Origin of the sequence: Pseudarthrobacter sp. NamB4 (genome assembly GCF_005796185.1) — a bacterium.
Taxonomy (GTDB): domain Bacteria; phylum Actinomycetota; class Actinomycetes; order Actinomycetales; family Micrococcaceae; genus Arthrobacter.
Map to the genome: position 1 here is coordinate 84,223 of NZ_VAHM01000009.1, position 17,870 is coordinate 102,092.

16 protein-coding genes are annotated in these 17,870 nt (G+C 66.1%); 10 read left to right on the forward strand and 6 right to left on the reverse strand.

Going from position 1 to position 17,870, the window contains the following annotated elements:
- Nucleotides 1-75: 75 nt before the first annotated feature.
- Nucleotides 76-969 carry a phosphoserine phosphatase SerB gene (serB, locus tag FDW81_RS10435; protein WP_138134109.1) on the reverse strand — a complete coding sequence of 298 codons (894 nt, stop codon included), beginning with the start codon at nt 967-969 and terminating at the stop codon, nt 76-78.
- A 94-nt stretch (nt 970-1,063) separates the two neighbouring features.
- Here serB and FDW81_RS10440 point away from each other — a divergent pair, with 94 nt between their 5' ends.
- From FDW81_RS10440 to FDW81_RS10465, 6 genes are all read left to right on the forward strand, one after another.
- Nucleotides 1,064-1,936 (forward strand): hypothetical protein, encoded by an 873-nt coding sequence (locus FDW81_RS10440; protein ID WP_138134111.1) that lies wholly within the window; start codon nt 1,064-1,066, stop codon nt 1,934-1,936.
- Nucleotides 1,937-1,993: 57 nt separating this feature from the next.
- Complete coding sequence (locus FDW81_RS10445) at nt 1,994-2,779, forward strand: ABC transporter ATP-binding protein (RefSeq protein WP_138134113.1); 786 nt, start codon at nt 1,994-1,996, stop codon at nt 2,777-2,779.
- 17 nt (nt 2,780-2,796) lie between these two features.
- The gene (locus FDW81_RS10450) at nt 2,797-3,582 is read left to right on the forward strand and encodes a sulfite exporter TauE/SafE family protein (protein ID WP_138134115.1); all 786 of its coding nucleotides are present in this window, start codon (nt 2,797-2,799) and stop codon (nt 3,580-3,582) included.
- 7 nt (nt 3,583-3,589) lie between these two features.
- Nucleotides 3,590-4,399: an RNA methyltransferase gene (locus tag FDW81_RS10455; protein ID WP_138134117.1), complete on the forward strand. Its 810-nt coding sequence runs from the start codon at nt 3,590-3,592 to the stop codon at nt 4,397-4,399.
- A 140-nt stretch (nt 4,400-4,539) separates the two neighbouring features.
- Nucleotides 4,540-4,797, forward strand: coding sequence for a type B 50S ribosomal protein L31 (locus FDW81_RS10460; protein ID WP_138134119.1), 258 nt, complete (start codon nt 4,540-4,542; stop codon nt 4,795-4,797).
- A 113-nt stretch (nt 4,798-4,910) separates the two neighbouring features.
- Nucleotides 4,911-6,002: a biotin/lipoate A/B protein ligase family protein gene (locus FDW81_RS10465; protein WP_138134120.1), complete on the forward strand. Its 1,092-nt coding sequence runs from the start codon at nt 4,911-4,913 to the stop codon at nt 6,000-6,002.
- A 110-nt stretch (nt 6,003-6,112) separates the two neighbouring features.
- Here FDW81_RS10465 and pepN read toward each other — a convergent pair whose 3' ends face one another.
- Together pepN and FDW81_RS10475 are read right to left on the reverse strand one after the other, a co-directional pair.
- Nucleotides 6,113-8,746, reverse strand: coding sequence for an aminopeptidase N (gene pepN, locus FDW81_RS10470; RefSeq protein WP_138134122.1), 2,634 nt, complete (start codon nt 8,744-8,746; stop codon nt 6,113-6,115).
- A 33-nt stretch (nt 8,747-8,779) separates the two neighbouring features.
- Entirely contained in the window at nt 8,780-9,838 is a 1,059-nt protein-coding gene (locus tag FDW81_RS10475) for a YeiH family protein (RefSeq protein ID WP_138134124.1), read from the reverse strand.
- A gap of 114 nt (nt 9,839-9,952) precedes the next feature.
- Between FDW81_RS10475 and FDW81_RS10480 the strand changes: the two genes are divergently transcribed.
- From FDW81_RS10480 to FDW81_RS10490, 3 genes are read left to right on the forward strand one after another with little or no spacing between them, the layout of a single operon-like run.
- A complete protein-coding gene (locus FDW81_RS10480; protein WP_138134126.1) occupies nt 9,953-11,509 on the forward strand; it encodes a circularly permuted type 2 ATP-grasp protein in 1,557 nt (518 codons plus the stop codon).
- A 60-nt stretch (nt 11,510-11,569) separates the two neighbouring features.
- Nucleotides 11,570-12,496 carry an alpha-E domain-containing protein gene (locus FDW81_RS10485; protein ID WP_138134128.1) on the forward strand — a complete coding sequence of 309 codons (927 nt, stop codon included), beginning with the start codon at nt 11,570-11,572 and terminating at the stop codon, nt 12,494-12,496.
- On the forward strand, nt 12,493-13,344 hold the full coding sequence (locus FDW81_RS10490; RefSeq protein WP_138134130.1) for a transglutaminase family protein: 852 nt from the start codon (nt 12,493-12,495) through the stop codon (nt 13,342-13,344). The genes FDW81_RS10485 and FDW81_RS10490 overlap by 4 nt, the downstream gene beginning before the upstream one ends.
- A 33-nt stretch (nt 13,345-13,377) precedes the next feature.
- On the opposite strand, the gene FDW81_RS18720 is transcribed toward FDW81_RS10490, so the two are convergent.
- From FDW81_RS18720 to glgC, 3 genes are all read right to left on the reverse strand, one after another.
- A complete protein-coding gene (locus FDW81_RS18720) occupies nt 13,378-13,584 on the reverse strand; it encodes a hypothetical protein (RefSeq protein WP_370278928.1) in 207 nt (68 codons plus the stop codon).
- Between the two features lie 15 nt (nt 13,585-13,599).
- Nucleotides 13,600-15,051 (reverse strand): SDR family NAD(P)-dependent oxidoreductase, encoded by a 1,452-nt coding sequence (locus tag FDW81_RS10500; protein ID WP_138134131.1) that lies wholly within the window; start codon nt 15,049-15,051, stop codon nt 13,600-13,602.
- Between the two features lie 80 nt (nt 15,052-15,131).
- Nucleotides 15,132-16,541: a glucose-1-phosphate adenylyltransferase gene (gene glgC / locus FDW81_RS10505; RefSeq protein WP_138134133.1), complete on the reverse strand. Its 1,410-nt coding sequence runs from the start codon at nt 16,539-16,541 to the stop codon at nt 15,132-15,134.
- 102 nt (nt 16,542-16,643) lie between these two features.
- Between glgC and glgA the strand changes: the two genes are divergently transcribed.
- Nucleotides 16,644-17,849 carry a glycogen synthase gene (glgA, locus tag FDW81_RS10510; protein WP_138134135.1) on the forward strand — a complete coding sequence of 402 codons (1,206 nt, stop codon included), beginning with the start codon at nt 16,644-16,646 and terminating at the stop codon, nt 17,847-17,849.
- The last annotated feature ends 21 nt before the right edge of the window (nt 17,850-17,870 follow it).

Below are 17,870 nucleotides of genomic sequence, written 5' to 3' on the forward strand. Positions count from 1 at the left end.
CAGGATGGCAGTTCACGGCAGTGTTCCTTACGGAGACTGCCGTGGACTGTCATTTCGCGGTTGGAAAAGTCAGGGTCAGTCGCCTGAGATGTGCCGTACGGCGTCCAGGTACGGCATGTTGATGGCGGCGTCGGCCACTGCCCGCACGGCCGGCTTGGCATTGAACGCCACCCCGATCCCGGCAGCACCGAGCATGTCCAGGTCGTTGGCGCCGTCGCCTACGGCAATGGTGTGCTCCAGAGCGATTCCCTCGGCGGCCGCCCATTCCCGCAGGAACTTCTCCTTAGCGGCCCGGTCAACAACTGGGCCCAATACCTTGCCGGTCAGGACACCGTCGACGATTTCCAGTTCGTTGGCCTGCCAGTGGTCCAGGCCCAGCTCATCCGCAATCGGCTCCAGGATCTGGTTGAAGCCGCCGGACACTACGGCCACCACGTGGCCCGCCGCCTTGAAGGCGGCCACCAGGTCCGCCGCGCCCAGGCTCAGCTTCACTTCCTCACGCACGGAACGCACGACGTCGGCCGGAAGCCCCGCCAGCACCGCAACACGTGCGTGGAGGCTTTGGGTGAAGTCCAGCTCACCGCGCATGGCTGCCTCGGTGACGGCCGCGACTTCTTCGAACTTCCCGGCATATGCAGCAAGAAGTTCGATGACTTCCTGCTGAATCAGCGTGGAGTCGACGTCCATGATCAGCATTTTCCGCCCGGCGGAACGGAGCTCGGCGGGGACGAGCGCGGTGTCGAAGCCGCCGATGGATGCATGCGCGACCGCGCGGCGCAGGCCTGCGAGGCCGGCAGCAGTCGCGTCCGGGAGACTGATCTCTGCAACCTGTACCTGGTAACGGCTGTCACCGTGGCTGGTTTCGGACAGCAGTTCGGCGCCGTTCGCGTTGAGGACGGAACGCAGCTGCTCCAGCCCCGTCGGAGTGATATTCAGGCCGTAGCTGACCGCAGTCACGTTCGAAGTCATGCCTGCAATCTTAGTCAGCGGAGGAGGGGTCCCCTTAATTCATTGCGGGGGCCGACGCTGGAGGACTGGCCACCCCACCGCGCTAGACTGAAGCATGCTCGGTGCCCCCCGCCGTGTTCAGGCTTCGCTCGCAGTCCTGGCGGCCCTCCTCACTGGCTGTTCGCCTGTCGTGGGCCTGGACCAGGCTGCCACCGGGCCGGCGGCCATCAGCCAGATGAGTCCCGCGTCTTCTGCCCCGGATGCTTCCGGGGATGCCACGTCCGTCACGGCCACCGTTCGGACACAAATCCCGACGCCGGCTCCGACTCTCACCGCCACACCCGTTCCCTCGCCGCCGCCGGCACCCGCGCCACCTCCGGTACCGCAGCCCTTTGCCCTCAACCTCTACCAGGAGGGGGACTTCGTGCCGCAGTACACCTTCGACTGGTGCGTGGCGGCGAGCATACAAATGGCCCACAACCTCATCGACGACACCGGCGGCGCCACCTGGGCCGATCCCACCCAGCAAAGCGAACTGTGGGAGATGGCGAGGGCGCGGTCTTCCAACTCGTTCAACGGCGCCAACCCGCTGGGCTGGGCACAGGTGCTGACCGAGGCCGGCATGGGGCCATACAGGGTGGTTAGTATCCCGGACTATGGAGACGCACTCCGGACCGCGGCGCGCGCCATTTCCGAGACGGGCGGTCCGGTGGGGCTGGTCATGTGGAGGGGCCGCCATGCCTGGGTGATGAGCGGGTTCGAATCCGTCGGTAATCCTGCACAGTTCCCGGAGTTCTCGGTCACCGGCGTCCGCGTCCTGGATCCGCTGTACCCGCACGGCAGCGGGCAATGGGGCCCCTCACCAGCGCCCAACAGCCTCCTCACCCCGGAGGAGCTGGCAACGCAGTTCGTGGTCCGTGAACCGCGGCGCTGGAGCAGCGATCTGCCCGCCGGCTACCTGCTGGTGCTGCCTGTCGCGGGGGCATGACAGGGCTCTAAACGCCGGTTATCAGTCGGCCTCTTTTTTGTCCTAGTGTCTACTCCTATGAGTGATGTTCTGGAATTGGCTTCCGTCAGCGTTGTCCGAGGTAAAAAGACCCTGCTGGACAAGGTTGACTGGGAAGTCAATGAAGGCGAACGCTGGGTAATCCTCGGCCCCAACGGTGCCGGCAAAACGACGCTCCTGCAGATCGCCGCCGCCCGGCTTCACCCCAGCAGCGGCAAAGCCGGCATCCTTGACGAAACCCTGGGGCGCACCGACGTCTTCGAACTCCGCCCCCGCATCGGACTTTCCTCCGCCGCGCTGGCCACCCAGATTCCGGAGCAGGAGAACGTCCTCAACGTCGTGGTCACCGCCGCGTACGGCGTCACCGGCCGCTGGCGCGAGGGATACGAGCGCGACGACGAGCGGCGGGCTTTCCGCCTGCTCAATGACTGGGGCATGGGTCCCCTCCTGAACAGAACCTTCGCCACGCTGTCCGAGGGGGAGCGCAAGCGCGTTCAGATCGCCCGCGCCCTCATGACCGATCCCGAACTGCTGCTGCTGGACGAGCCGGCAGCCGGCCTGGACCTCGGGGGCCGCGAGGAACTGGTCCACAAACTCGGGGAACTTGCCCAGGACGAGGCAGCGCCTGCCATGGTCCTGGTGACGCACCACCTTGAGGAAGTCCCGCCGGGCTTCACCCACGCCATGCTGCTGCGCGACGGCGGCGTGGTTGCCGCAGGACCGATCACGGAGGTCCTGACAGCGGACAACCTGAGCAAGACGTTTGGGCTGGACCTTGACGTCACCGTCAACGCCGGCCGGTACACCGCCGTCGCCCGCCGCTAAAGCGGCAGCGCAGCACCTTGGATCTTCTCAGCAGCACTTTTGTGTCCGTTGCCGGGCTGTGGGCCGGCATGATCAACGCAGTAGTGGGTTCCGGCACCCTGGTGACGTTTCCCGTGCTCATCGCCCTGGGCGTCACTCCGGTGGTTGCGTCGATGAGCAACGCCATGGGGCTGGTGGCCGGCGGCGCGGCAGGTGCCTTCGGCTACCGCCGGGAACTCAAGGGCCGCGGCCGCCAGCTCATGCGGCTGCTGCCGGCATCGCTGCTGGGCGGCATTTCCGGCGCCTGGCTGCTCCTGCACCTGCCGGAAGAAGTCTTCCACTACGTCGCCCCCGTCCTCATTGTCCTGGCCCTCCTGATGGTGGTGTTCCAGCCCCGGCTGCAAACGTGGGTCCGTACCCGCGAGGAAAACCCGGAGCATGCCGTGCGCGACAAACGCCACGGAATCCTCCTGGTGGTGCTGGTGTACCTTGCCGGAGTTTACGGCGGCTACTTCGTGGCTGCCCAAGGCATCCTGCTGGTGGGCATCCTCGGCGTCTTCCTCACCGGCACCATCCAGAATGCCAACGCCATGAAGAACATCCTGGTCCTGGGCGTGAACCTGGTGGCAGCGGTGTCCTACATGCTCTTCGCCTTTGACCGGATCAACTGGCTGGTGGTGCTGCTGATCGCCGTCAGCTCCAGCATCGGCGGGGTCCTGGGAGCCAAGGTGGGCCGCCGGCTTTCACCAACAGTCCTGCGGTCGGTCATCCTGGTTTTGGGGCTCGTGGCCCTGGGCTTCATGATCGCCGATCTGCTGCAATAATCACCCGGTGACGATCCACTACCTCGAATCCGCTGCCGACCCGCGGGTGTCCGACTACACCAGGCTCACAGACGTCCACCTGCGCAAGCTCCGCGAACCCGCCGAAGGTATGTACATCGCCGAGTCATCCCGGGTGCTGCGCCGCGCCCTTGCCGCAGGGCACCAGCCCCGGTCCTTCTTCCTGGCCGAGAAATGGCTCGACGACCTCCAGGACATCCTCGGCGCCTACCCGGACGTACCCGCTTTCATCGGCAGCGCAGCCCTCCTGGAGGAGATCACCGGTTTCCACCTCCACCGCGGTGCAATGGCCGCCATGCAGCGTCCGGCCCCGGTGCCGCTTCCGGAACTGCTCGCCGGGGCCCGGCGGGTGGCCGTGCTGGAGGACATCGTGGACCACACCAACGTGGGTGCAATCTTCCGGTCCGCCGCCGCCCTGGACATCGACGCCGTCCTCGTCTCGCCCCGCTGCGGTGACCCGCTGTACCGCCGGAGCGTCAGGGTGAGCATGGGCACCGTCTTCCAGGTGCCGTGGGCAAGGCTCACCAGCTGGCCGCAGGACCTCCACCTGCTCAAGGACCACGGCTTTACTGTTGCAGCGCTGGAGCTGACCGAGGATGCGCAGGACGTGGACAAGGTTGCCGACCAGAATCCGGAGAAGCTTGCCCTGGTGCTCGGCACCGAGGGCGCCGGCATGAGCGCGGAGACTCTTGCCGCCGTCGACCTCGCCGTAAAGATTCCCATGCGCAGCGGCGTGGATTCGCTCAACGTGGCCGCGGCGTCGGCTGTCGCGTTTTGGGAGCTGCGAGTGCGGGACTAGGTCTCATCCCTGTTCGCGGGCACCGCTGTTATCCGCTATGATTGACAGCTGGCCGTCCTGCTTTTCGCGAAGCAGAATCCAGCCATCCCATTCATACCTGGCAACTGGCAAAATCCAGTTGCGCGAACAAAGGTCCCATTATGAAGTCTGAGATCCACCCGAAGTACCAAGCTGTCGTCTTCAACGACCTGGCTTCCGGCACGAAGTTCCTGACCCGCTCCACCGTGTCTTCCTCCAAGACCATCGAGTGGGAAGACGGCAACACCTACCCGGTTATCGACGTCGAAATCTCCTCCGAGTCCCACCCGTTCTACACGGGCAAGCAGCGCATCATGGACTCCGCGGGCCGCGTCGAGCGCTTCAACGCTCGCTTCAAGGGCTTCGGCGGCAAGAAGTAATTCACTTCCTCCAAAGGTTCTTTTGCGAGGGCCCGCACCGGAAACGGTGCGGGCCCTCCGCGTTTTTACACGCCGATACGTAGGACGGCGCAATCTGGGGCAGGATGGAAGGCATGACCGCCTTACAGTCTCCGCGCCATGATCCCGCCTCCCGCCGCCACGGTGAATACAAGGTGCCGGGCGGCAAGCTCGTGGTGGTGGACCTGGATGTGGTTGACGGCCGGCTGGCCAACGTAAGTCTCAGCGGGGACTTCTTCCTGGAGCCGGACGAGGCCCTCCTGGACATCAACCAGGCTCTGACGGGGCTGCCGGACACCACGACGGCGGGCGAGCTTGGCGCCGTCGTCAAGGCCTCGCTGCCGCCTGGCGCGGCCCTGTTCGGCTTCTCCGCGGACGCGGTTGCCGTCACCGTTCGCCGCGCCCTGGCAAGGGCAACGTCCTGGGCGGATCACGACTGGCACGTCATCCCGCCCACTGTCCTGCCCACCGAAATCAACGTGGCGCTGGACGAGGTGCTCACCGGGGAGGTGGGTGCAGGCCGCCGCAACCCCACCCTCCGCTTCTGGGACTGGCAGGAACCCTCAGTGGTCATCGGCAGTTTCCAGTCAGTCCGCAACGAGGTGGACCCCAACGGCGTGGAGAAGCACGGCATCACGGTGGTCCGGCGCATCAGTGGCGGGGGAGCGATGTTCATGGAAGCGGGCAACTGCATCACGTACTCCCTCTATCTTCCGCAGACCCTCGTGGACGGCATCAGCTTCGCCGACTCCTACCCTTTCCTTGACTCATGGGTGATGGCAGCGCTTGAGAAGCTGGGCATCAACGCCTTTTACGTGCCGCTGAACGACATCGCCACGGACCAGGGCAAGATCGGCGGGGCGGCACAGAAACGGCTGGCCAACGGGGGCATGCTGCACCACGTCACCATGAGCTACGACATCGACGCCGACAAGATGGTTGAAGTGCTGCGGATCGGCAAGGAAAAGCTCTCGGACAAGGGGACCCGCAGCGCCAAGAAGCGCGTCGACCCTTTGCGCCGCCAGACCGGACTCGCCCGCACTGCCATCATTGAGGCCATGACGGAAGTCTTCACCGACCGCTACGGCGCCAGCCCGTCACAAGTGAGCGAGGCGGAACTGGAAGCGGCCCGCGAGCGCGTTGCCGCCAAGTTCGGCACTGCGGAGTGGCTTCATCGCGTCCCCTGAGTCGGACGCTGCACGCCAACGCGCGTTCAGCCGCGGGTTCACTGCGCAGGGACTGCCCCTGCGCACGGACCAACAGATTCACTGCGCGGGGCGGTACGAAGAAGGCGTTGTCACCGAGCGGGTGAAGGGACGACGGCGGCCTGTGCCGTGAGTGCCCGCAGCAGGTGGCTGCGCTGCTCAATGATGATCCTGCGCAGTGCCCGGGGCGCGTCGGCGTTGGCCGCCAGCCACCCGTCTGTCCGGTTGATCACCGGGTGGTCCGCCGGTTCCGTGCACTCAGCGAGGTCCTGGGCGAGGGGATAGAGGCCTCGGACGATCCGGCTGGCGATCTCGATGCTGCGGGTCTCCCAGACCTCGCGCAGGCAGGCGAAGTACGGCTCGATGTACGGCTCCAGCAACCCGGCCGGAGCCGTGGTGAACCCGCTGATGGTGGCGGTCAGGAGCTGGTTGGAAAGTTCGTTGCCCTGCACTGCCGCTTTCCATGCCGCTGCCTTGACCTGCGGATCCGGCCTCGCAGCCAGGGCGGTGGCGTGCCCGGCCCGTCCCGAAGCGGTGATGTCCCCGGCCAGCTCAGCGTCCAGCTCTGCTTCCGTCGCCTCACCATTGGCCGCCAGGGCATGCCAGAAGTGCCAGCGAAGTTCCGCGTCCACCACCAGGCCTGCCACCGGCGCCGTACCCTCCAGCAGACCCTTGAGCCGGCGCAGGAGGGCGTCATCGTGCCTGCTGAGCGTGCCCAGGGTCCTCGCCCAGGCAAGCTGCTGGTCCGAGCCGGGCCGGGCCCGGTCCATTTCGGCTGCAGCGGTTGAGAGGAAGGAGGTACGCACAGCGTGGCGGCGAACCGCCGGTGTGTAGCGTTCGACGGCGGTGACGGCGTTGTCGAGGACGTTCAGCAGAACTCCGATCCCTGTTTCTGCCGGACCGAAGGCGGCGACCGCGTCCACATAGCGCGCGGCAGGGCTTTCGCCGTCGCGCGCGGAGTTCCACAGCGCTGTCCAGCAGAGAGCCCGGGCCATGGGATCGGCGATCCGGTCCAGCGAGGAACGCACGGTGGCTTCCGAGGCCGGGTCGAGCCGGACCTTTGCATAAGTGAGGTCCTCGTCGTTGAGGAGCAGGAGCGCGGGCCGGGGCTTTCCGGCGAGCTGGGGGAGCTCGGTGCGGTCTCCGACGATGTCCGTTTCGTAGCTGTCCGTCCGCACCAGGGCGCCGTCGTCATCGAAGTTGAAGGCTCCCACGCGCAGCCGGTGCGGGCGCAGCTCCTCCCGTCCCGTGACCGGATCCGTAGCCTGCTGGAGGATGGCCACCCCGCCCAGCACGCCGTCGTCGTCTGCTGCTTCGGGGGACATGAAGCCCAGGGACAGCGCGGAGATGCCGGAGGTCTGCAGCCACTGCTGCGCCCATCCGGCCAGGTCCCGTCCGGAGGCTGCGCTGAGTGCATCCAGCAGGTCCGCAAGGGAGGTGTTGCCGTACGCGTGCTTCCGGAAGTAGGCGCGGGAGCCGGCGATGAAGGCGTCAAAGCCAACATAGGCCACCAGTTGCTTCAGTACGGAGGCGCCCTTGGCGTAAGTGATGCCGTCAAAGTTCTGCTTGGCCGCCTCAAGGTCAGGGATGTCCGCCACGATCGGGTGGGTGGTGGGCAGTTGGTCCTGGACGTAGGCCCAGGCCTTGCGCTTGTTGGCGAAATTCACCCAGGCGGTGTCCCAGTCCGTCGCCCGGTCCACGCCCAGGGTCCCCATGTAGTCCGCGAACGATTCCTTCAGCCACAGGTCGTCCCACCACTGCATGGTCACCAGGTCGCCGAACCACATGTGCGCCATCTCATGCATCAGGGTGTTGGCCCGCCCCTGGTACTGCGCATCCGTGGCGCGCGACGTGAAGACGTAGCTTTCCGTGAACGTCACCAGGCCGGGGTTTTCCATGGCGCCCAGGTTGTACTCCGGCACGAACGCCTGGTCGTACTTGCCCCAGGGGTAGGGATAGTCAAAGAGCCGGTTGAAGAAGTCCAGCCCCTGTTTGGTCAGCCGGAACAGTTCTTCCGTGTCGAAGGAGTCCGCCATGGAGGCCCGGCAGTAGAGGGCGAGCGGGACGTCCAGGGAGGTGCCGTCGTCGAGCGTTGCCTGCCAGCGGTCCTCCGCCTTGAAGTAGGGCCCGGCCAGGACTGTGGTGATATAGGTTGACATCGGCTCGGTGGGGGCAAAGTCCCAGCGGGCAGTGGCGGGATCGCTGGTGAGCAGGGTCCGCCCTGTTTCAGCGCCGTTGGAGGCAGCCTGCCAGTGGGCGGGAGCCATCACGTGGAAGGTGTACACGGCCTTGAGGTCCGGCTGTTCGAAGTTGGCGAAGACCCGGCGGGCGTCGGCCGGCTCGTACTGCGTGTATAGGTAGCACTGGCCGTCCGCGGGATCCACGAACCGGTGCATGCCCTCGCCGGAGCGGCTGTACAGGGCCGTCCCGTTGACGGTCACCTGGTTCTCCGCCTGAAGGTTGTCCAGCCGGATCCTCGCTCCGTCCACCACGTCCTTCACCCGCAGTTCCCGGCCGTTGAGCAGGACGCTGTGCACAGTGCCGATGAAGTCCAGAAAGGTGGAACTGCCCGGCTCCGCGGTGAAGGTGATGATGCTGCGGGTCGGGTAACCGGCCCCGTCCGGATCTGCTGCCTGCCGCACATCCAGCGATACGTCATAGCTGGTGGTTTGGATCAATGCTGATCGTTCGGCGGCTTCATCGCGCTGCAGGTTCTCATGTGACACCCAGCTATCTAATCATGGGGCGGGTGCCCAGAATCATCCGGCGATCAGCAGGGCAGCCGCCAGTCCCAGAAGGGCTATCAGGAGCCACGACACGAGCGCTGCCAGGAGCGCCCGGGCGCCGGTGTGCAGGAGCGTGCGGACGCGCACCGCGGACCCCAGCCCGAACAGGGCCGCACCCAGCAGGATGTCCTGCGCCACGCCTCCTGCCTCCAACCAGCCGGTTGCCAGCCAGCCGGTGGAGCGCAGGCCCACCATGGCCACGAAGCCCAGGACAAACAGGGGCACCACCGGCGGCAGCTTGGCGTCCGTCCCGTCCGCCGTGCCCGCCGTCTGCGGTGCGAGCCGCTGGTGCGCGCCGGCCAGTGCTGCCACCGGTGCCAGGAGCAGCACCCGGGTCAGCTTGACCACGACGGCGATGCCCAGCGCCGCGGTCCCCGCAGTTTGCGCCGTGGCCACCACCTGGCCCACGTCGTGCACCGAGGCGCCCGTCCACGCGCCAAAAACCGGCGCGGTGAGCTGGAGGGGATGGACGAACAGGGGCAGCACGCCGATGGCCAGGGTTCCGCAGAGGGTCACCAGCGCCACCGGCAGGACGGTGTCCACGTGCCGGATGCGCCGTACTGCAGCCATGGCCCCGATCGCTGAGGCGCCGCAGATCGAAAACCCGGTCGCCACAAGGAGGGACGTCACCGGCGGCAGCCGGAACAGCCGCGATACAAGGTAGGTTCCGCCAAAGCTCACCGCCACCACGGCGACGATCAGGACCAGCGCCAGCCAGCCCAGCCCCAGCACATCCATGATGCTGACCTTCAGGCCGAGCAGGACGATGCCACCGCGCATCAGGTGTTTTCCGGCGAAGTCCAGTCCCGGCCTGGCCCTGCCGGCGGTCCACACTCCGGCCGCGGGCAGGTTGGCGGCCAGGATGCCCAGCACCACTGCCAGCGTCATGGCCGGCAGCACCGGTACGAGCCTGTGGACCAGGAAGGCCGCTGCCAGGGCAGCGGCGGCTGTCAGAAGGCCCGGGAGCAGCCTGACGGCATGTCCGGGAACGCCCCGGCCGGGCTCCTCGCGGAAGGTTCTGCTGACTGGCACCCACCTACTGTGCCGGAAAAGCCCCTCAATGCACGAATAGGCCTCCTCCCGCCAACACGCCACAATGGATGCTGGTTTATGAATTCGAAACAAAAAGATGGTTGGCTTGTGAACATGTCAGACCTTTTCCAGGATTACTCCGTGGCCGCGGGCCGGACCGGAGCGTACGACGAGATGTTCGCCCCGGGGCAGCAGGCCCGGGACTCGTACGGGCAGGTGGCGGAGGCCCTGCGCAAGCTCTCGCTGTCCGACGTCAGCGCACGCGCCGACTCGATGGCCCGCACCTTCCTGGACCGCGGCGTCACCTTCGACTTTGCGGGCGAGGAGCGTCCCTTTCCGCTGGACATTGTTCCCAGGGTCATTCCGGCTGCTGAATGGGATGTGCTGGAGCGCGGGGTAGCCCAGCGCGTGCGTGCGCTCGAAGCCTTCCTCAACGATGTGTACGACAAGATGACCGTGGTGTCCGACGGCGTGATCCCCCGGCAGTTGGTGACCACCAGTGCGCACTTCCACCGGCAGGTCCACGGCTTTGAACCGGCCGGGGGCGTCCGGGTGCACATCTCCGGCATCGACGTGGTCCGTGATGCCGCCGGAACCTTCCGGGTGCTGGAGGACAACGTCCGTGTCCCCTCCGGTGTAAGCTACGTGCTGGAAAACCGCCGCGCCATGGCCAAGGGCCTCCCGGAGGCCTTCGGGCAGCAGCTCATCCGGCCGGTGGAGGAGTACCCGCGCCGGCTGCTCTCAGCCCTGCGCAAAACCGCCCCTGCCGGCGTGGACGATCCCACCGTCGTCGTCCTCACTCCCGGCGTCTTCAACAGTGCTTACTTTGAGCACACCCTGCTGGCCGGCCTGATGGGTGTGGAACTGGTGGAGGGCCGCGACCTCATCTGCCGCGGCAACCGCGTATACATGCGCACCACCGCAGGCGAGCAGCGCGTGGACGTCATTTACAAGCGCATCGACGACGACTTCCTGGACCCGCTGCAGTTCCGTGCCGATTCCATGCTCGGCTGCCCCGGACTGGTCAATGCCGCGCGGGCCGGCGGGGTGACCATCGCCAACGCCGTGGGCAACGGCGTCGCGGACGACAAACTGGTCTACAGTTACGTCCCTGACCTGATCCGGTACTACCTGAGCGAGGAGCCCATCATCGCCAACGTGGACACGTACCGCCTGGAGGAGAAGGAAGCCCGCGAGTACACGCTGGACAACCTGTCCGAACTGGTGGTCAAACCCGTGGACGGCTCCGGCGGCAAGGGCCTGGTCATCGGACCGGACGCCTCCAAAGACGAACTGGACGCCCTGCGCCAGCGGGTCATCGCCGATCCCCGCGGGTGGATCGCCCAGCCGGTGCTGCAGCTGTCCACTGTGCCCACCCTGAGCGGTGACAAGTTCGGCCCCCGCCACGTGGACCTGCGGCCCTTCGCAGTGAACGACGGCGACAACGTCTGGGTGCTCCCCGGCGGCCTTACGCGCGTGGCGCTGAAGGAGGGCTCGCTGATTGTGAACTCCAGCCAGGGCGGCGGGTCAAAGGACACCTGGGTCCTTGCCGATTCCCCCCAGATGCCGGTGGAAACCGTTCCCCGCTCCGCTATTTCGGTACGGGAGCGCGTCTCGGTCTGGCCCGTGGAGAGCAACTGGCGGGACCGCCAGTCGGAGCAGCAGCAGTGACCCGTCCCGCCGTCGACCATCTGTTTTGTGAAGTTTCGGGCGCGCAGGAGGTAGCCGCGAATGCTTAGCCGTATTGCTGAGTCCCTTTTCTGGATTGGCCGGTATGTGGAGCGTGCGGACGGCACGGCCCGCATCCTGGACGTCCACCTGGAACGGCTCAACCACCTGCCCATGGAGGAACGCAGGAGCGTGGCCCAGGAGCTCCTGGCCGTCATGGGTGCCCGGCCGCAGAACGACGACTTCGGGCTTCCCGAGCTGCTCCATGCCCTGGCCTACGACAAAACCAGCGCCACCTCCATTGCCGGCTCGCTGGGCGCCGCCCGGGAGAACGCCCGGCGGGCCCGGGAGACTGTCTCCTCCGGTCTCTGGGAAAGCCTGAACACCACGTACTACGGGCTGAGCCAGCACCGCAAGGATGTGGTGGGCACCTACCGGTTCTGCAACTGGACGCTGGAACGCACAGCCATGGTCAGCGGCCTGGCCGACACCACCGTGAGCCACGACGAAAGCTGGCTCTTCCTGGTCCTGGGCCGTTCGCTGGAACGGGCTGACATGACGGCCAGGATGCTGTCCACCCGGGACGTGCTGTCCGCCGGCATGTCCTGGGTCAACATGCTCCGCTGCGCCGGCGCCTACGAATCCTTCCTGCGCACCCGCCGCGCCGCCTTCGGGGACCAGCACGCTGCCGAGTTCCTGCTGCTGGACCGGCTGTTCCCGCGCTCCATCGTCTACGCTCTGCGGGACGCCGACGAGTGCCTGGCCAAGCTGGATCCCTCCGCCCAGCGGGTGGGGTTCATCAATGACGCACGCCGGATCGTGGGCCAGGCCCGCACCTTCCTGGAGTTCCACCGGACGGACGACCTCATGTCCGAACTTCCGGAACACATGGAACGGGTGCAAAAGGCAGTGTCCCAGGCTTCCGACGCCATTTCACGCAAGTACTTCAATCAGGCGGACGAGCTGGCCTGGGTGGGAGAGGTTTCATGACCCGGCTGAGCATCATCCACAGAACCGCGTACAAGTACAACAAGCGGGTCACTCTGTCCTACAACGAGGCCAGGATGACGCCGTTGACGGATTCCCAGCAGGTGGTGCTGGAGTCGGTGGTCAAGGTTTCGCCGTCGCAGGGGGCCGTGAGCACCTACCGTGACTACTGGGGAACCAGGGTCACGGCCTTCGACATGCAGATGCCCCACGACCACCTCGAAGTCGTCTCCAACATCACGGTGGAGGTGCACCGCGCGGAGAAGATCCCCGTAGAGTCCGACATTGTGGGCTGGGATGTCCTAGCCTCGCCGGAGACGCTCAACACGTTCAGTGACTGGCTGCCCCAGTCGCGGCTCAGCGGACCCGGCGAGGAAGTTCTGGGCATCATCCCGCACGTGGTGTCCGGGAAGAACCCCCATGAGGCAGCCATGGCAGTGTTTGAGTGGATGCGCGGGGAAATGAGCTACATGTCCGGCTCCACTGCCGTGACCACCAACGCCGAAGAAGCCTGGACCCAGCGCAAGGGTGTCTGCCAGGACCTGGCCCACCTCGCCATCGGCGCGCTGCGGAGTTGCGGCATCCCGGCGCGGTACGTCTCCGGCTACCTGCACCCCCGCTTCAGTGCGGGGGTCGGTGAAACCGTGGCCGGGCAGTCGCATGCGTGGCTGGAGTGGTGGGACGGCAACTGGCGCAGCTGGGACCCCACCAACCACAAGCCGGCCGGGGATTTCCACGTCACGGTGGCCCGCGGCCGGGACTACCGCGATGTCTCTCCGCTCAAGGGCATCCTGTCCGGCGGCGGCGGATCCGCGCTGAACGTCAGCGTGGAGATCACGCAGCTCGCCTAGCCGCTGTTCCTGCGCCCGCCGCTTTGGCCCCCGTTACTCCGGACCGGTCCTGACGGCGCCGCTGGGCTGGGTCCACCAGGTCAGCGGTTCCGTCACCTTGAAGCGGCAGCCGGTGACGCTGTCGGGGGTGATGCGGACGAACACGTCCTTCTTGCCTGCCTGCAGGGCAAGAGGCAGAGCTGCGTGGTTTTCAGGATGTGCTGCGTGCCGGTGAACTTCAGCCGATGGTTCGGCGCCCATGCCGCGGGCTTGCCCTCACCAGGGACTTGGTTTGTAGTCCTTGAGGAACACCCCGTACTGGTCCTCGCCGTTCTCGCCCATGACGATCGGATCGTAGACCCGGGCGGCCCCGTCCACCAGGTCCAGGGGTGCGTGGAAGCCTTCCTCCATAAGCCTGACCTTGGTGAAGTGCGGCCGCTCATCAGTGATCCAGCCCGTGTCCACTGCGGTCATGAGGATGCCGTCAGTCTCCAGCATCTCCTGGGCGCTGGTGCGCGTCATCATGTTGAGCGCTGCCTTGGCCATGTTGGTGTGCGGATGGCCGGGTCCCTTGTAAGCGCGGGAGAACTGGCCTTCCATGGCAGAGACGTTCACGATGTACTTCCGCCGGGCAGTGGAGCGCTTCATGGCACCGCGCAGCCGGCTCACCAGGAGGAACGGCGCCGTCACGTTGCACAGCTGGACTTCGAGCATTTCCAGCGGGTCCACCTCGTCAACCACCTGGGTCCAGCTGTTGATGGTGGCCAGGTCCGGGACCAGCCCGCCGGCGTCAATGGCGGTGCCGGATGCGATGCGTTCCAGCGAAGCGGAACCTGTGGAAAGAGCCAGCGACGTGATGGCGTCCCCGGCGAGGACCGGGTGCTCCGTGACGCTGCCGGCCAAAGCCAAGGGGTGCCTGTCGTGCGCATGGCCGAACGTCAGCAGCTCAGGGCCGCCGTTGGCCTGCTCCAGGGCGGCCGGAAGCGGCTCGTCCTCCGCGTCCACCAGGGGCTTGTAGGCGTTCCCTGAGCGACGGACGGTCTGGGCTGCGTTGTTGATGATGATGTCCAGCGGGCCGGCCTCGTTGAGCGAGTCCGTGAGGGCCATGACCTGGGCGGGGTCCCGCAGGTCAATGCCCACGATCCGGAGCCGGTGCAGCCAGTCGGCGCTGTCCTCCATGGCGGCGAACCGGCGGGCGGCGTCCTTAGGGAACCGTGTGGTGATGGTGGTGTGCGCGCCGTCCCGGAGCAGGCGGAGGGCGATGTACATCCCGATTTTCGCGCGGCCCCCGGTGAGCAGCGCGCGGCGGCCGGTGAGGTCGGTCCGGGCGTCCCGCTTGCCGTGGCTGAAGGCTGCGCACTCGGGGCACAGCTGGTGGTAGAAAGCATCCACCTGGGTGTAGTGCTGTTTGCAGATGTAGCAGGGGCGGGACCGGATAAGGTGTCCGGCCACCTTGCCGGTGACGGACGGCGCCAGCTTATTGCCGCGGGTCTCGTCGTCAATGCGGTCCGGGGCGGCGGTGGCCGTCATGGCCAGCACGGCCCTGTCCGCCTCCGAGATCAGGTCACGCTTGGTGACCCGGCGGTGCCTCTTGACTGCCTTGAACATCTTGCCGGTAGCGCGCCGCACCGAGATGTAGTCCGGGTGCTCCTCGTCATAGGCGTGGATCGTATTCAGGACCTTGAGGCAGGCCTGAATTTCCTCGGGGGTCAGATCGGGGGAGCTCATTGGACCAATTTTACAGGCCGCCGGTGCAGGATTAAGCCCGCTGGCGGTGCCTGCAAGACCGCCGGCGCGGGCTGACAGAACTAGGAGACCCGGGCCCCGCTGGCGGAGTCCGCAGCAGCCGCAGCGTGCGTTTCAGCTACCTTGTCCACGGATTCCCGCAGCTCCGGGTACTGTTCCGCTGCAGCCTTGACGGCATTCGGGACGAGGTGCAGGTTCTTGGCGGCGAGCTGGCGTTCCTCATCGCCCGGTTCCGGGACTTCCTGGCCCTTGGAAAGCACGGTGATGCCGGAATCCGTGACCTTGAAGCCGCGTGCCCGGTCCAGGTCGGCGTCCAGCCCGATGGCGGCGCCGGCCGGCACCTTGACGTTCTTGTCGATGATGGCCCGGTTGATCACGGCACCTTCGCCCACCTGCACCTTGTCCATCAGGACCGAGTCGATCACCCGGCTGCTGGTTGCCACGTAGACGTCATTGGATAGGACCGAGCCTTCCACCACGCCGCCGGAGATCACCACGCCGCTGGACACGATCGAGTCCAGCGCCGTTCCCACCGTGTTGTTCAGGCCGCGGACAAACTTGGCCGGCGGGGAAATGCTCTGCCGGGTGTAGATGGGCCATTCGGAGTTGTACAGGTTGAAGACCGGCAGCGGGGAGATCAGGTCCATGTGGGCGTCGTAGAAGGAGTCGATGGTGCCCACGTCCCGCCAGTAGGTGCGGTCGCGTTCCGTGGAACCGGGAATCTCGTTCAGCGTGAAGTCATAGACGCCCGCCTCACCCTGATTGACGAAGTAGGGGATGATGTCCCCGCCCATGTCGTGCTTGGTGTCCAGGCGTTCGGCGTCCACGTGCAGTGCTGCCACCAGGGCGTCGGCGTCAAAGACGTAGTTGCCCATGGAGGCGAGGAACTGCGAGGGATCGGCTGCCAGGCCGGGCGTGGTGGCAGGCTTTTCCACGAAGGCGGCAATCTTCTGGGGATCGTTCTGGTCCACCTCGATGACGCCGAACTGGTTGGCCATGTGGAGCGGCTGGCGCACGGCAGCCACGGTGGCCTTGGCGCCGCTGTTCACGTGCTGCGCCACCATCTGGGCAAAATCCATCCGGTATACGTGGTCAGCGCCCACCACCACCACGATGTCCGGGTTGGCGTCATGGATCAGGTTCAGTGACTGGTAGATGGCGTTGGCGCTGCCCAGGAACCAGCTCTTGCCCACGCGCTGCTGCGCGGGCACCGAGGCGACATAGTTGCCCAGCTGGGTGGACATGCGCCAGGTCTCGGAGATGTGGCGGTCAAGGCTGTGGGATTTGTACTGCGTCAGGACCACGATCTGCAGGTAGCGCGAATTCACCAGGTTGGACAGCGCGAAGTCAATCAGGCGGTAGCTTCCGGCGAAGGGTACAGCAGGTTTGGCCCGGTCTGCCGTCAGTGGCATCAGTCTGTTTCCCTCGCCACCTGCGAGGACAATGGCCAGGACTTTTTTGTTCAACGGCATGATGGTCGCTCCTGTACGCCTTCGTAACTCCCCAAGACAGTCCGGCATGCCCGGACTCCTTCACACTAGAACACTTAAGCGTGAGGGACTACCTTGGGTCTTGTGCGAATAGACATTGTGACCAAAGAGTTCCCGCCGGAGATCTACGGTGGCGCCGGAGTCCACGTAGCAGAATTGAGCAGGGTGCTTAGTAAGCATGTTGACCTGCAGGTTCGTGCTTTCGGTGCTCCCCGGGACACCGATTACCACGGCGCCACCGTGACCTCCTACCAGGTTCCGGAGGACCTGGACGGGGCTAACGCGGCAGTGCAGACCCTTGGGGTGGACCTTCGGATTGTCCCGGACGTCGAAGGGGCGGACCTTGTCCATTCGCACACCTGGTACGCCAACATGGCAGGCCACCTCGCCTCCCTGCTTCACGGCATCCCCCATGTGCTGAGCGCCCACAGCCTGGAGCCGCTGCGCCCCTGGAAGGCGGAGCAGCTCGGCGGTGGCTACGCTCTGTCCTCCTGGGTGGAGAAAACCGCCTATGAGGCTGCCGCCGCGATCATCGCCGTGTCAGAGGGGATGCGCCAGGACATCCTGCGCAGCTACCCCAACGTGGACCCCGCAAAGGTCCGGGTGGTCCACAACGGCATCGACGTGCAGCTTTGGCAGCGTGATGAAAACGACGACGCCGTCCGTGCCCTGGGCATCGATCCGGCGAAGCCGAGCGTCGTCTTTGTGGGCAGGAACACGCGCCAGAAGGGCGTCCCCTACCTTCTCCGGGCGGCGGCGAAGTTGCCCGCCGACGTCCAGCTGGTCCTGTGCCTGGGTGCAGCGGACACGCCCGAACTGGCTGCCGAGACTGCGCGCCTCATCGAGGACCTGCAGCGCGAGCGCACCGGTGTGGTGCTCATCGAACGCATGCTGCCCCGCAACGAGCTCATCCAGGTCCTCAGCCACGCCACCGCCTTCGCCTGCCCTTCGATCTATGAGCCGCTGGGCATTGTGAACCTGGAGGCCATGGCCTGCGGAGCCGCAGTGGTGGCCAGCGCCACCGGCGGTATTCCCGAGGTGGTGGACCACGGACAGACCGGACTTCTCGTGGACCTTGAACAGGTCACGGACGGCACCGGGACGCCCCTCGATCCGGAGAAGTTCGTCACCGAATTCGCCGCCGCCCTTACGGAGGTGGTTTCAGATCCCGAGCGGGCCAGCGCCATGGGCCAGGCCGGCCGCCTGCGCGCAGAGAAGCACTTCTCTTGGGAATCCATTACCGAAACCACCCTCGAGGTTTACCGGTCGGTGCTGCCGGCTTCCAGCTGACCGTCCCTTACCGTAATACGA

What these genes read in the sequence shown, in the direction of transcription:
- FDW81_RS10460 (WP_138134119.1), top strand. Translation starts at nt 4,540, where the DNA reads ATGAAGTCTGAGATCCACCCGAAGTACCAAGCTGTCGTCTTCAACGAC.
- FDW81_RS18720 (WP_370278928.1), bottom strand. Translation starts at nt 13,584, where the DNA reads ATGGGCGCCGAACCATCGGCTGAAGTTCACCGGCACGCAGCACATCCT.
- serB (WP_138134109.1), bottom strand. Translation starts at nt 969, where the DNA reads ATGACTTCGAACGTGACTGCGGTCAGCTACGGCCTGAATATCACTCCG.
- FDW81_RS10465 (WP_138134120.1), top strand. Translation starts at nt 4,911, where the DNA reads ATGACCGCCTTACAGTCTCCGCGCCATGATCCCGCCTCCCGCCGCCAC.
- glgC (WP_138134133.1), bottom strand. Translation starts at nt 16,541, where the DNA reads ATGCCGTTGAACAAAAAAGTCCTGGCCATTGTCCTCGCAGGTGGCGAG.
- FDW81_RS10445 (WP_138134113.1), top strand. Translation starts at nt 1,994, where the DNA reads ATGAGTGATGTTCTGGAATTGGCTTCCGTCAGCGTTGTCCGAGGTAAA.
- FDW81_RS10440 (WP_138134111.1), top strand. Translation starts at nt 1,064, where the DNA reads ATGCTCGGTGCCCCCCGCCGTGTTCAGGCTTCGCTCGCAGTCCTGGCG.
- FDW81_RS10480 (WP_138134126.1), top strand. Translation starts at nt 9,953, where the DNA reads ATGTCAGACCTTTTCCAGGATTACTCCGTGGCCGCGGGCCGGACCGGA.
- FDW81_RS10485 (WP_138134128.1), top strand. Translation starts at nt 11,570, where the DNA reads ATGCTTAGCCGTATTGCTGAGTCCCTTTTCTGGATTGGCCGGTATGTG.
- FDW81_RS10500 (WP_138134131.1), bottom strand. Translation starts at nt 15,051, where the DNA reads ATGAGCTCCCCCGATCTGACCCCCGAGGAAATTCAGGCCTGCCTCAAG.
- FDW81_RS10490 (WP_138134130.1), top strand. Translation starts at nt 12,493, where the DNA reads ATGACCCGGCTGAGCATCATCCACAGAACCGCGTACAAGTACAACAAG.